The 13,554-nt window shown below is 65.5% G+C and carries 12 protein-coding genes; 6 read left to right on the top strand and 6 right to left on the bottom strand.

Annotation, left to right across the window (positions count from 1 at the left end):
* Nucleotides 1-143: 143 nt before the first annotated feature.
* Nucleotides 144-1,751 carry a phosphoenolpyruvate carboxykinase gene (locus tag ACT53M_RS00995; protein ID WP_476230850.1) on the top strand — a complete coding sequence of 536 codons (1,608 nt, stop codon included), beginning with the start codon at nucleotides 144-146 and terminating at the stop codon, nucleotides 1,749-1,751.
* A 151-nt stretch (nucleotides 1,752-1,902) separates the two neighbouring features.
* Here ACT53M_RS00995 and ACT53M_RS01000 read toward each other — a convergent pair whose 3' ends face one another.
* The 3 genes from ACT53M_RS01000 to ACT53M_RS01010 are packed head-to-tail and all read right to left on the bottom strand — an operon-like array spanning nucleotide 1,903 to nucleotide 5,177.
* The gene (locus ACT53M_RS01000) at nucleotides 1,903-3,717 is read right to left on the bottom strand and encodes a DUF885 domain-containing protein (protein ID WP_476230851.1); all 1,815 of its coding nucleotides are present in this window, start codon (nucleotides 3,715-3,717) and stop codon (nucleotides 1,903-1,905) included.
* A 22-nt stretch (nucleotides 3,718-3,739) separates the two neighbouring features.
* Entirely contained in the window at nucleotides 3,740-4,198 is a 459-nt protein-coding gene (locus ACT53M_RS01005; protein ID WP_476230852.1) for an NfeD family protein, read from the bottom strand.
* 7 nt (nucleotides 4,199-4,205) lie between these two features.
* Nucleotides 4,206-5,177, bottom strand: a complete 972-nt coding sequence (locus tag ACT53M_RS01010) for an SPFH domain-containing protein (RefSeq protein ID WP_476230853.1) — start codon at nucleotides 5,175-5,177, stop codon at nucleotides 4,206-4,208.
* A gap of 51 nt (nucleotides 5,178-5,228) precedes the next feature.
* On the opposite strand from ACT53M_RS01010, the gene ACT53M_RS01015 reads away from it, so the two are divergent.
* The 3 genes from ACT53M_RS01015 (at nucleotide 5,229) to guaB (ending at nucleotide 8,044) form a co-directional block, all read left to right on the top strand.
* Nucleotides 5,229-6,053, top strand: coding sequence for an HpcH/HpaI aldolase/citrate lyase family protein (locus ACT53M_RS01015; RefSeq protein WP_476230854.1), 825 nt, complete (start codon nucleotides 5,229-5,231; stop codon nucleotides 6,051-6,053).
* 58 nt (nucleotides 6,054-6,111) lie between these two features.
* On the top strand, nucleotides 6,112-6,510 hold the full coding sequence (locus tag ACT53M_RS01020) for a hypothetical protein (protein WP_476230855.1): 399 nt from the start codon (nucleotides 6,112-6,114) through the stop codon (nucleotides 6,508-6,510).
* A 76-nt stretch (nucleotides 6,511-6,586) separates the two neighbouring features.
* Nucleotides 6,587-8,044: an IMP dehydrogenase gene (gene guaB, locus ACT53M_RS01025; RefSeq protein ID WP_476230856.1), complete on the top strand. Its 1,458-nt coding sequence runs from the start codon at nucleotides 6,587-6,589 to the stop codon at nucleotides 8,042-8,044.
* A 19-nt stretch (nucleotides 8,045-8,063) separates the two neighbouring features.
* On the opposite strand, the gene ACT53M_RS01030 is transcribed toward guaB, so the two are convergent.
* Entirely contained in the window at nucleotides 8,064-9,392 is a 1,329-nt protein-coding gene (locus ACT53M_RS01030; RefSeq protein WP_476230857.1) for a sensor domain-containing diguanylate cyclase, read from the bottom strand.
* A gap of 593 nt (nucleotides 9,393-9,985) precedes the next feature.
* Between ACT53M_RS01030 and ACT53M_RS01035 the strand changes: the two genes are divergently transcribed.
* Both ACT53M_RS01035 and ACT53M_RS01040 read left to right on the top strand, forming a co-directional pair.
* Nucleotides 9,986-11,170 carry an RsmB/NOP family class I SAM-dependent RNA methyltransferase gene (locus ACT53M_RS01035; RefSeq protein ID WP_476230858.1) on the top strand — a complete coding sequence of 395 codons (1,185 nt, stop codon included), beginning with the start codon at nucleotides 9,986-9,988 and terminating at the stop codon, nucleotides 11,168-11,170.
* Between the two features lie 32 nt (nucleotides 11,171-11,202).
* Entirely contained in the window at nucleotides 11,203-11,709 is a 507-nt protein-coding gene (locus ACT53M_RS01040; protein WP_476230859.1) for a tetratricopeptide repeat protein, read from the top strand.
* 15 nt (nucleotides 11,710-11,724) lie between these two features.
* Here the strand turns inward: ACT53M_RS01040 and rsmA are convergent, their stop codons facing one another.
* Both rsmA and pdxA read right to left on the bottom strand, forming a co-directional pair.
* On the bottom strand, nucleotides 11,725-12,543 hold the full coding sequence (gene rsmA, locus ACT53M_RS01045; protein WP_476230860.1) for a 16S rRNA (adenine(1518)-N(6)/adenine(1519)-N(6))-dimethyltransferase RsmA: 819 nt from the start codon (nucleotides 12,541-12,543) through the stop codon (nucleotides 11,725-11,727).
* Nucleotides 12,540-13,553 (bottom strand): 4-hydroxythreonine-4-phosphate dehydrogenase PdxA, encoded by a 1,014-nt coding sequence (pdxA, locus tag ACT53M_RS01050; RefSeq protein WP_476230861.1) that lies wholly within the window; start codon nucleotides 13,551-13,553, stop codon nucleotides 12,540-12,542. Before pdxA ends, rsmA begins: the two co-directional genes overlap by 4 nt.
* Nucleotide 13,554 lies beyond the last annotated feature (1 nt).

Here is a 13,554-nt window from a genome sequence, read left to right on the forward strand (position 1 = left end):
GCCTCAACCGACTGACAACGTTAACCCGGATTGACCCCCGCGACGGGCGCGTGCGAGGGGTTCGGCAATAATATTGCTCGACATGCGTGCGCATGCGGGCGCCCGGCCGTCACAGCGGCGGGAAATGATAAAGGAGAACTTGGGTGACTGATCGTGTTTCGCGCCACGGCCTCGATGCGCAGGGCATCGCGACAAAGGCGACTCTCCACTGGAATCTGATCACTGCGCCGCTGGTCGAACATGCGATCCGACGCGGCGAAGGCCGCCTCGCCGCCGAAGGCCCTCTCGTCGTCGCAACCGGCAAGCACACCGGGCGATCGGCGAAAGACAAGTTCATCGTTCGCGATGCCGAGACCGAACAGACGGTGTGGTGGGGCAAGACCAACCAGGCGATGACGCCCGAGCATTTCGCCGCGCTGAAGGCCGATTTCCTTGCCCAGCTGGGTAAGCGCGAAGAGCTGTTCGTGCAGGACCTTTATGGCGGTTCGCAGCCAGAGCATCGCGTGCAGGTGCGCGTGATCAACGAGCTCGCCTGGCACAGCCTGTTCATTCGCACTATGCTGGTACGCCCCGAGGCAGAGGCTCTGGCCGGGTTCGTTCCCGACTATACGATCATCGACCTGCCGAGCTTCCGCGCCGATCCCGCGCGCCACGGTACGCGCGGCGAGACGGTGATCGCTGTCAATTTCACCGAAAAGCTGATCCTGATCGGCGGTACTGCCTATGCCGGCGAGATGAAGAAGAGCGTGTTCGGGCTGCTCAACTACCTGCTGCCGGTGGATGGCATCATGCCGATGCATTGTTCGGCCAATATCGGCCCGCAGGGCGACACCGCCATTTTCTTCGGCTTGTCGGGCACCGGCAAGACGACGCTATCGGCAGATGCCAGCCGCACGCTGATCGGTGATGACGAGCATGGCTGGTCGGATACGGCGGTCTTCAACTTCGAAGGCGGCTGCTACGCCAAGATGATCCGCCTTTCGGCCGAGGCTGAACCGGAAATCTTCGCAACAACGAAGCGGTTCGGCACCGTGCTGGAAAATGTCGTGATGGACCCGGAGACGCGGGCGCTCGATCTCGACGATCCCAGCCTCGCCGAGAATAGTCGCGGCTCCTACCCGATCGACTTCATCCCCAATGCCTCGCGGGGCAATCTGGGGCCGGTGCCGCGCAACATGATCTTCCTCACGGCCGATGCATATGGCGTGCTCCCGCCCATCGCCCGGCTGACGCCCGAACAGGCGATGTATCATTTCCTGTCGGGCTACACCGCGCGCGTCGCCGGTACCGAAATCGGCGTGACCGAGCCTGAGGCGACTTTCTCAACCTGTTTCGGCGCGCCGTTCATGCCGCGTCATCCGTCGGTCTATGGCAATCTGCTGAAGAAGCGGATTGCGGAAGGCAATGTCGCCTGTTGGCTGGTCAATACCGGCTGGACCGGCGGAATTTACGGCGTCGGCCACCGGATGCCGATCAAGGCGACCCGGGCGCTGCTGAACGCCGCGCTGGACGGCAGCCTTAATCAGGCGGAGTTCCGGGTCGATCCGTTCTTCGGATTCCAGGTGCCGGTGGCTGTGCCGGGTGTCGACTCGGGTATTCTCGATCCGCGCGAGACCTGGGCGGACAAGGATGCGTACGACGCGACGGCGGCGAGGCTCGTCGACCTGTTCGTCGAGAATTTCGCGCAGTTCGAGGATCATGTCGAAGATGGCGTCCGCGCAGCGGCGCCGAAGGTGCGCTTGCTGGCGTAAATCGGCCGACCGCCGCTGTCTTCGCTCCCCTCCCGCTTGCGGGAGGGGCTGGGGGAGGGGAGAATGCCGAGCCCAGGGGGAAGCCCAGCTGGGAGCCGCCACGTCGCCCCCTTCCCTGACCCCTCCCGCAAGCGGAAGGGGGATTAAGGTATTACCCCTTCCGCGCAGCAGTGTGCCGGTCGACGATATGGCCCAGCACTGTCATCGGCACATTGCCTCCCAGCACCAGGGCATCGTTGAAGGCGCGGAAGTCGAAATGCTCGCCCAGCGTGCTTTTGGCGTGGTCCCGCAGACGGTTGATCTCGCTGTGCCCGACCTTGTAGCCGCAGGCCTGACCCGGCCAGGAACAATAGCGATCGACTTCGCCTTGCACTTCGTCCTCGGATGAGCCGTTGATCTCCACGAACCACTGGATCGCCTGTTCGCGCGTCCAGCGCTTGGCATGCAGGCCCGTATCGACCACCAGCCGGCAGGCGCGGAAGCCCAGCGACTGGAGATAGCCGAGCTTCGCCGCCGGATTGGCGGCATAGACGCCCAGTTCGTCGGCGAGCTGCTCCGAATAGAGCGCCCAGCCTTCGGAATAGGCATTGAACTGCAGCATCGAGCGGATCAACGGCATCTTGAAGGTATATTCGCCCTGCCAGGCATGGCCGGGAATTGCCTCATGATACGCAAGATCGGGCAGACTGAACCGTGTCCAGATGCCGGTCGAGCGCAGGTTGATCCATAGCCGGCCCGGTACCTTGCCGTCGATCGTGCCGGGGCCGCCATAGGCGCCCGCGGCACCACCTTCCTCCACCGCCGGAATGCGCTTCACTTCAACATTACCGGGAACCAGCGTGTGGAATGCCTGCGGCATCCGGCCGCGCATGTCGTTGATGCTGTCCTGCAGGATCTTGATGATCTCGGCGCGGCCTGCATCGGTTTCCGGGAAGGCGAAGCGTGGATCCTTGGCAAGCGCCCGCATGCGGGCGCCTACGCTACCCTGGCTATAGCCCTGCGCTTTCAGGATTACGTCCATTTCGGCTTGCAGCGCGCGGAGCTGCTCGAGGCCCATCTGGTGGACCTCGTCGGGCGTCATCGTCGTCGTGGTGCCGGCGCTCAGCGCCCAGGCATAATAGGCGTCGCCGTCCTTGAACTTCCACACGCCCGCATCATGGGTGGCGCGGGCGCGATGGCGTTCGAGTTCCTTGATTTGCCGGTCGAGCGCGGGGGCAACGCGCTCGGTCGCAATCTGCCAGGCGCGCTGGCCATAATCGCCGCCCATGCCGGCACTTCGATTGGCGACCGAGGTGACGATGTCCCAGCCCGCCGGGTTGCCGCTGCGCGCCATGCGAATCTGCTTGAGGCATTTGTCCAGCAGAAAGTCCGGCGCGATCACGCCCAGGCCGGCCGCCTGCTTCAGTCGCTCCGTCTCGCCGTCGAGCTGGTCCGGATAGGAATCGAGCCGGTCGCAATAGGCTTCCGCATCCTCGCGCGATGCGATCTGGTGATCGCTGTCGAGCATGCGCGGCGTGTCGATATAGGCGCCGACATTCTGCGCGACGACATAGGGTGCGTTCCGCCAGCTGCCCACGGCGACATCGCCATAGGGGAAAGCCATGCCCTTCAGCGCATTGGCGTAGGCAGTCTGGATGACGTCGAGATGGACGCGCATGTCCGGCGAGACTGCGTTCACGTCGATCCGGTCGATATCAGCGAGCGTGGCGCGGAGATGGGCGGCCATTTTCGCGACGCCGTGCGGGCTACGGTCGCCGAGCGCATGCTTGAGGGCTGCGCGCTCACCCTTGTCGATGCCCAGCGCCGTCGCGCCTTCGGGATTCAGCCGCAGCATTTCTTCGGCAGTACGGTCAATCAGTCCCTGTGCCTGGGTTTCGGCGGGGGCGGCTCGCGCGGTAGCGGCCACCATGCCGGTGGCCAGCGCTGCGCCGGATCCAAGCAACATTTCGCGACGGGAAGTACGCATCAATTCTACCTCAGGGGAATAATCAGGAAAGGGGAAGGGTGGCCACAGGCTCGACCAGCAAAGTGGCACCCATAGCGCCGGTGATCCGTACCCGGGCGCCGGCGGGCGCGTCGGCACCGCGCGCTGGCCATTCACCATCCGCGACCCGCACGCGGCCTTCGCCGCCCTCGATCGCGATGGTCACCGTTACCATCTGGCCAATGAGCTGGGCGACGCGGTCGTTCAGCAACGGCTCGCTGCTCGGCACGGGAAAATCGCGATACCAGCGTTTGCCGATCAGCACGGCAGCGAGCGACCATGCGGCGAAGTCGATCATCTGGCCGCCGAGTGTAAGCACCGGAAAGAGCAATGCGATGGTGCCGGTAAGCACAGCTGCCACTGCGAAGAAGACGAGATAGACGCCCGGCAGCAGCAATTCGGCGATGGCGAAGGCGACGCCCGCGATCAGCCACAGCACCGCCGCCTGGTGCAGCCAGTCCATTGCGCGATCAGCCCTGTTGCTCGAACGGACCCGGCCGGCGTGGCGGGGCCGGCGGCGTCGGCGCGTTGCCCGACAGCGCCTCCTTGGCCAGTTCGCCAATGCCGCCCAGCGTGCCGATCAGCTGCGTCGCCTCGACCGGGAAGAGGATCGTCTTGGCATTTGGCGAGGTGGCGAATTTGCCCACCGCTTCCACATATTTCTGGGCGATGAAATAGTTGAGCGACGCTGCGCTGCCCGACTCGATCGCATCGGACACGAGCTGCGTCGCTTTCGCCTCGGCCTCGGCGGCGCGTTCGCGGGCCTCAGCGTCGCGGAAGGCGGATTCGCGGCGCCCCTCCGCTTCGAGGATGCGTGCGGCCTTCTGCCCTTCGGCGCGCAGGATTTCGGATGCGCGGGCGCCTTCGGCTTCGAGAATGTTGGCGCGCTTTTCGCGCTCGGCCTTCATCTGGCGGCCCATCGCATTGACGATGTCAGCCGGCGGGCGGATGTCCTTGATCTCGACGCGCGTGATCTTCACGCCCCATGGCGTGGTTGCATGATCGACGACCGACAGCAGCCGGGCGTTGATCTCGTCGCGCTTCGACAGCGTTTCGTCCAAGTCCATCGATCCCATCACCGTCCGCAAATTGGTGGTGGTGAGCTGGAGCAGCGCGACATAGAGGTCTGAGACCTCATAGGCGGCCTTGGCGGCATCGAGCACCTGGAAGAAGACGACCCCGTCGGTGGAGATCATCGCATTGTCTTTGGTGATGATTTCTTGACCAGGAATATCGATCACCTGCTCCATCATGTTAACCTTGCGGCCGACGCGATAGAAAAAGGCGGGGTAAAAGTTGAAGCCGGGGGTGGCGACGGTCGTGAAGCGGCCGAAATGCTCGATCGTGTACTGATAGCCCTGGTTCACGATCTTTACGCTGGACATGATGTAGAGCAGCACCAGCACCGCCAGCGCCACCAGAAACGCGGAAATGAGTTCCATTTTCCCCGACTCCCCTCGCAATCGGGTGCATTGCTAGCATAGAGAGGCGCCATGACCAGCATGCCTCTCGCGCCGCGCACCGCGCTTTTCCTGCCTGCATCCAATCCCCGCGCCGTCGCCAAGGCTCGGACGCTGCCGGTCGATATGGTCATCCTCGATCTGGAGGATGCGGTGAAGCCCGAGGACAAGGCCGCTGCCCGTGAAGCGGCGGTAGCCGCAATGGCGGAGGGATTTGGCGAGCGGATCGCTGCGATCCGCATCAATGGCATAGGGGACGAAGCCCATGCCGCCGACATTGCGGCGGTGGCCGGATCGGCTTGCGCGACGGTGGTGGTCCCGAAGGTGGAGGATGCCGTCAGGGCTGCTGGCGTGGCTGCCGCAGCGGGCAAGCCGATATTGGCGATGATCGAGACCCCCGCGGGCGCACTTCAGGCATCGGCGATAGCGGCGGCGCCGGGCGTCGCTGGGCTGATCGCGGGCACCAACGACCTGAAGGCGACACTGGGGATTCCCGCCGGCGCCGGGCGCGAAGGTCTGGCGCTGGTGCTCCAGACGATCGTGCTCGCTGCGCGTGCCGCAGGCGGCTGGGCGCTGGACGGCGTATTCAACGCGCTTGCCGATACCGAGGGGCTGGTCGCCGAATGCCGCGCGGGCAGGGCCATGGGGTTCGACGGCAAGACGCTTATCCATCCCGGCCAGATCGCGCCGGCGGCCGCGGCATTCGGCCCCACGCCCGAGGAGATCGCCGATGCTGAGGCGCTGATCGCTGCCGCCAGTGGCGGGGCAGAACGGTTTCGCGACCGGATGATCGAGGCGATGCACGTCGCACAGGCCCAGGCGCTCCTTTCCCGAGCATTGCGCGAACGGAACGAATAATTTCCTCGTAAAACACCGCGTCGGGCCGGGCCCTTGCTATGTCTCCTGTATGATAAACATGCAGGAACTCGATACTACGCTGCTCCAGGCGATGGGTGCCGAAGAGACGTTCATGGCACGCAAGACCTGTGACGCTTCAGAGCTGTCACGCCTGCGCTACCAGACAGCGCGCGTCATTTCCGCGCGCCGCCGGATTATCGACATCCTGTATAATCAGGCACGCGGTCGCGGTGGCCGCCAGGCGGATGTGGCGCAGCAAGTGCGCGCCGGCGATCTTGATGTCCGCATGCGCTACAGCGAGCATGTCAGCGAATGGCCGATCACGCGCGTCGTCGAGGAAATGGATGAATATCGGCGTGCCTGTGCACGGCTGGGGGAAGTGATTCGGCAGCAGCTCGCGGCGGAACGGGCAGCGCTCTATCCCGACCGAACCTATGTGTCGGACGTAAACCACTAGCGCCGCCCACTAGCGCACCCGCACCCTTGCGGTTACATGGGCCGCCAACTCTCGACTCAAGGATTTGGCGCTCCCCATGGAAATCCCTCTCGGCCTGACTTTCGACGACGTGCTGCTCTATCCGGGCGAATCCGAGATCGTGCCGAGCATGGCGGATACCCGGACGTTCGTCACCAAGAGCCTGGCGCTCAACATCCCTATCCTTTCTTCGGCGATGGATACCGTCACGGAAGGCGATATGGCGATCGTGATGGCCCAGCTGGGCGGTATCGGTGTGCTTCACCGCAACATGGAGATCGACGAGCAGGCCGAGGCGGTGCGCGCGGTCAAGCGTTTCGAAAGCGGCATGGTCGTCAATCCGATTACCATGGCACCGAACGGCACGCTGGCAGAGGCGCAGGCGCTGATGGCGCGGCACCGGATCAGCGGTATTCCCATTGTTGAGGCTGACGGCAAGCTGGTCGGCATCCTGACCAACCGCGACGTGCGCTTTGCCGAAAACCCGCATCAGCCGGTGTCGGAGCTGATGACGCACCAGAACCTCGCCACGGTGAAGCTGGGCGTAGGCCAGGACGAGGCCCGGCGGCTGCTCCATCAGCGCCGGATCGAAAAGCTGCTGGTGGTCGACGACGCCTATCGCTGCGTCGGACTGATCACCGTGAAGGATATCGAAAAGGCAGTCACCTATCCCCACGCCACCAAGGATGCGAGCGGCCGGCTGTGCGTCGCCGCCGCCACGACGGTGGGCGACAAGGGCTTTGCCCGTACCGAGGCGCTGGTCGATGCCGAAGTCGATCTGGTGGTGATCGACACTGCGCATGGCCACAACAAGGACGTCAGCCGCGCCGTTGAGCGGGTGAAGAAGCTCTCCAACCGGGTGCAGGTGATCGCCGGCAACATCGCCACTGCCGAAGCTGCCCGTGCGCTGATCGATGCGGGCGCGGACGGCATCAAGGTCGGCATCGGGCCGGGTTCGATCTGCACCACCCGCGTCGTTGCCGGCGTCGGCGTGCCCCAGCTTACTGCCGTGATGGAAGCGGCCGAGGAAGCCGCCAAGTCGGGCGTGCCGGTGATTGCCGATGGCGGCATCCGCACCTCGGGTGACATCGCCAAGGCGCTCGCTGCCGGCGCGGGCGCAGCGATGATCGGCTCGCTGCTGGCGGGCACCGAGGAAGCGCCGGGCGAAACCTTCCTGTATCAGGGCCGCGCCTACAAGTCGTATCGCGGCATGGGGTCGGTCGGCGCGATGGCAAAGGGCTCGGCCGACCGTTACTTCCAGCAGGACATCAAGGACCAGCTGAAGCTGGTGCCGGAAGGCATCGAAGGCCAGGTACCGTACAAGGGCCCGGCACGCGACGTGATCCACCAGCTGGTGGGCGGCGTGAAGGCTTCGATGGGCTATGTTGGCGCCGCGACGCTGCCGGAGTTCCAGAAGAAGGCGCGGTTCGTGCGCATCACCAATGCGGGCCTCAAGGAAAGCCACGTCCATGACGTGACGATCACGCGCGAGGCGCCGAACTATCCGACGCGCTGATGCTATCCCGGGCGCGGGGTTATCCCTGCGCCCGCAGACTTTCGGGCAGGGCGGGAGCAATCGTTTCCGGTGTCGGCCGGACGATGCAGTTGCGACCCGCGCGCTTCGCCGCATAGAGGCCGCGATCGGCGATGCGATACAGCTGCTGGAAGTCGGTGGCACCCTGTGCCTCGGCGACGCCGATGCTTACGGTGACACGGCGGTCGCCCAATGCGACGCCGTGATCGCAGGCGCCGATCTCGCTCCGGACATGGTCGGCGAACTGCATCAGCGGCATTCCGCCAAGCCCCGCAACCATCACCGCAAACTCTTCGCCGCCCAGTCGCGCGACCGCGCACATCGCCGATTCCCACCGCTCCAGCCGCGCGGCAACGGTGGAAAGCACCGTATCGCCGGCCTCATGGCCGAGCAGATCGTTGATCGACTTGAATCGATCAATGTCGATCAACAGCAGTGCCACTGGCGCATTTTCGCTGCGGGCGAACTGCAGAAGTGGTCCGATCATGGTGATGAAGCCGCGGCGGTTGCGCAGACCGGTCAGCGGATCGCGGCCGGCGAGTTCACTGGCCTGCGCTTCCGCCGCGCGGGCGCGGTCGCGTTCGATGCGCAAGCGGGCCAGCCGCCGGCTCGCCGCGACCGACAGCCAGATCGTCTGCCAAGACGCCGCGAAGAGCACCAGCAACTGTGCACCGCCACCCCACAGGCTCGATCCCAGATCGATGAATTGCGTAAGCGCGAGTGCAGCCATCGGCACGGCCCAGGCGCCGGCAAGTGCGCGCGCATCACTGCTACCGTGCCGCCACGCCAAGGCAAGGCATAATGCCACGGCGCCCAGAACGGCGAGCGTGAGGATGCTTAGCACCACGCCGATCCATTCGATTGCCTGACTACGGACGAGCGCGGCGGGGATCCCCAGCAAGCCAATCGACAGGCCGAGCGCCAGCGTGGTCCAGCGCAGAAGGGGCGGGATCTCTTCGCCTTCGATCGACGTGACCGCGCTGATCGTCGCCAGCGTGACAGCCAGCGTGGCGAGAAAGGTGCAACATTGCGATGCCGGCGCCCCGGCCAGCCCGGGAAAGAGCAGCAACAGCAGTTGCGACCAGGTCGCCCCCCACAAGAGCATGCATGCTGCCCAGGCGCCCTGCCAGGCTAGAAATTGTCGCCGTACGGCGAGGGCTAGTGAGCCGTTGTACAGCGAGCCTACCAGCAGCAGGGTAAGCGCCGCGCCGATCAGCCCGCCGAGCGAGGCGGACTGGATTTCGCCCCAGCCGTCGCGTTCCATCCGGATACGCAGAAACTGGTAGCTGGCGAGTCTGTCGAACCGCAAAACCACCGCAACGGGCGCCACCTGGCCTCCGGGCGCGCGGAAGGCAATTTGGGCGCCGGGACGCCAATGCGTGCCGAACGCGCCGCTCCGCAAGCTTTGCCAGGCAATATCGCCGTTCGGAGAAACGAAACCGACCGAGAGGCTGTCAAACCGGCTATGGTGTACGAGTATCTCGACCGGTTCCTCCGATCGGCTCGTTTTGGGAAGCTGCGCGCGGAGCCACAAACTGCCTTGCTGATAGTTGCTTGGGGTCCCGGTGCACCGAAAGGCCAAGTGCCCGGCGGCCGAAAGTGGAGCATTCAGGGACGAGACCGCGTGACATAGCGGATCGCCCAACGCCAGCGGGGTTGCCGCCGCCGGGCGCGTGCCGGCGACCAATAGCGTCAGCACGAACAGCCATGTCGCACCGACAGCCCGCAATACGCTACCCCCAGATCCCATGGGCAGGGGATGCCACCAGTTGGTGAGGAAATGCTTACCAACATAGCAAGGCAGGTAAGGGCGCTAGGAATCTGCCGGCAATCCGCCTAGCGGGATGGCGTGATCCCGTCTTTCCCGCCCGAACCCAGTCTGTCGGCGTTTGCTTCCGGTTCGCCGTTACCGGAGAATCACGCATGACACCGGCCGCAAGGCTGCAAATGGCGATTGATCTGCTCGATCGCATCATTGTCGCCGCGCGCGATGAGGGCGCGGCTGCGGACGTGCTGCTGGCGCGCTGGTTCGCCGAACGGCGCTTTGCCGGGTCGAAAGATCGCCGGGCGATGCGCGAGCTGGTCTATGCGGCGATCCGCCATTGCGGCGAACGGCCGGAAAGCGGCCGGGCTGCTATGCTCGCCCTTGCCAAGGTGCGGCCAGAACTGGCGGCGCTTTTCAATGGCTCTCCCTATGGACCTGCGCCGATCCGCCCCGATGAGCCCGTCGCCGAAGCCGGGGCCCTGCCGCGCTGGCTGGCGGAGCGCTTCGCCCAGTCGGGCCTCGGACCAGAGGAACAGGTCGCTCTGCTGGACCGCGCCCCGCTCGACCTGCGCATCAACCGGCTCAAGGCTTCCCCAGCTGCCGTGGCGGCTGAGCTACCGGGAGTGCAGCTGCTGCCGTTCGCGCCAGATGCGCTGCGGCTGGCCACAGAGCTGCAGGTTGAAACGCTCCCTGCATATCGGACCGGCGCCCTTGAAGTGCAGGATGCGGGTAGTCAGCTGGTGACGGCGCTCGCTGGCGCCCGGCCCGATGAGCGCGTTGTTGATTTATGCGCGGGGGCAGGGGGCAAGACGCTGGCGCTGGCCGCGGCAATGGCAAATCGCGGCACCATTCTGGCGTGCGACGTCGACCGACCACGCCTGTCGCGTCTGATGCCGCGCGCTGCGCGCGCGGGTGTAACGATTGCGGAGACCCGGCTGCTGGACCCCGATCGGGAGGCAGAGGCGCTGGCGGACTGGCGGGAGACCGCCGATCTGGTGCTGGTCGATGCGCCCTGTTCCGGCACGGGCACCTGGCGACGCAACCCCGAAGCCCGCTGGCGCCTGACGCCGGCGGCGCTTGACCGCTATGTCAGCATTCAGGCGCGGTTGCTGCAGGTGGCGGCAACGCTGGTGCGGCCTGGCGGCACGCTGGTCCACATCGTCTGTTCGCTGCTCGATGCCGAAGGCGCTGGGCAGGTGCAGCGCTTTCTGGACGAGCATCAGGATTGGTCGGCCGTTCCGCTCGATGCCCCTGCCGGTACACCGCGCGGCCCGGGACTTCGGCTAACCCCGCTGAAGGACTCGACCGACGGCTTTTTTGTCGCGAAGATGGTGCGGCAATGATAGCGACACGACCCTCGGTTTTGGAGAATGTGATGCGGATCACCGCAATCTCGGCGGCGGCCGGCCTGCTGCTGCTTTCTGTTTCCACCAGCCTCAGCGCGCAGCGGCCCGATACGCAGATCGATCCCCGCTCAATCGCCCTCGTTAAGGAAGCGCGCGCGGCACAGGCAGCCGGCAATGTCGAGGGGGCCAATGATCTGCTCGAAAGCGCTGCCACGGTCGATCCCCGCAATCGCGAGGCGTTCGTGCTGCTCGGCGATATTGCCCGTGCGCAGGAGTTGCCCGGCAAGGCGATCCGCTTCTATGGCGAGGCGCTGAAGCTGGAGCCGAACGATCCCGCCGCGCTGCGTGGTCAGGGCGAGGCGATGGTCGCCAAGGGCGCGATGCAGCGGGCGAAGGACAACCTCGCCAAACTCAAGATCATCTGCAAGGCAGGCTGCGCCGACTTCACTGCGCTGGCAGCCGCAATCGCCAAGGGGCCGCCGCCCAGCCCGCTGGCAGCCGCAGAGCCGGCGACGAAGGACCAAGGCGAGCCCTGATCGGGGCGATACCGGTCAGTTGCCGAGGGCGTGCGCGATGGCGACGAACTCGGCGACGCTGACCGTCTCGGCACGGCGGCTGGCGTCGATGCCGAGTTTTTCCAGCGCTGCCAGTGCGCCCGGGATAGGTTTCAGGCTTTGCCGCAGCATTTTCCGCCGCTGCCCAAATGCCGCCGCCGTCACCGCCTCCAGCAGCGGCAACCGAACTCCCGCAGGCGTTTCGGCCGGTGTGATATGGACCACCGCCGACATTACCTTGGGCGGGGGTGTGAAGGCGGAGCGATGGACATTCATCGCGATGCGGGGCGTGCTGCGCCATTGGGCCAACACCGCCAGCCTGCCATAATGTTCAGTGCCCGGCTGGGCGACGATCCGCTCGGCGACTTCCTTCTGGAACATCAGCGTCAGGCTTGCCCACCAAGGGCGCCATTCGGCGGAGAGCCAGCCGATCAGGAGCGCCGTGCCGACATTATAGGGCAGGTTGGAGGCGATGTGCGGCTTGCCCGCAAACAGCGTCGGCGCATCGACCTGCAGCGCATCGCCTTCGATGATGCGAAGCTGACCGGGGAAATAGCCCGCCAGTTCCTCCAGCGCCGGAATGCAGCGCCGGTCGCGCTCAACCGCCGTTACCTTCGCCCCCGCCTGAAGCAGGGCGCGCGTAAGGCCGCCGGGGCCAGGGCCTACCTCGAACACTTCGGCGCCCGCCAGATCGCCCGGCACCCGGGCGATGCGCGCCAGCAATTGGCCGTCGAACAGGAAATTCTGCCCCAGCGCCTTGCTGGCGCTGAGTCCGTAGCGGGCAATCACGTCGCGGAGCGGCGGCAGATCGGTCACTGGGCGCCGTCTGCCCTGCGCTGGGCGGCCTGCGCGGCCATGCGGAGCGCGGCGATCATCGCGCCGGGATTGGCTTCATTCCGCCCCGCAATCCCGAAGGCGGTGCCGTGATCCGGCGATGTGCGGACGATCGGCAGCCCCAGCGTCATGTTCACGCCGTCGTCGAAATGCAGCGTCTTGATCGGGATCAACGCCTGGTCGTGATAAAGGCAGAGTGCCGCATCGTAGCCGGCGCGCGCGCGGGCATGGAACATCGTATCGGCGGCATAAGGCCCAGTCGCATCGATGCCTTCCGCGCGCAGCATCTCGATCGCCGGCATCAATATGTCGATCTCTTCGCGGCCCAGCGCACCGCTTTCGCCGGCATGCGGATTAAGCCCGGCAAAGGCCAGGCGCGGGCGCTCGATACCGAAATTGCGGAGCAGTCCCCGCACGGTGACACGTGCCTTGGCAACAATCAGTTCCACCGAAATCAGCGAGGGTACGTCTGCCAGCGCGACGTGAACGGTGATCGGCACAACGCGCAGCGTGGGGCCGGCCAGCATCATTACGGCATTGTCGGCGGCAACACCGCAGCGCTCGGCGATGAATTCGGTCTGCCCTGGATGGGTAAAGCCGACCTTGTAGAGTTGGGCCTTGGAAACCGGCGCCGTCACCAGCCCGTCCGCCGCCCCGGCATTGGTTACACCCACCGCAACTTCCAGCGATTGCAGGGCAGTGCGTGCACTTTCGACATCGGGCTGGCCCGGCTGGACGTCGCCGGAATCGCTGATGGCCAGAACCGGCAGCGCTTCGGCAAATACGCCCGCTGCTTCGGCCGGATCCCGGATCGCCGTTACCGGACCGTCCCACACGCGCTGAACCGCCCGCAAATCGCCGATCGCGAAGAAAGGCGGCAGCGATTGTTCGGTGCGGGCGACCCAGGCCTTGGCAGTGATCTCCGGGCCGATACCGGCCGAATCTCCCATCGCCACGGCAAGCGGGCGAGCCTGGGCTGCGCCCGCCGGCATA

This window comes from Sphingomonas sp. DMC6 (assembly GCF_056314225.1).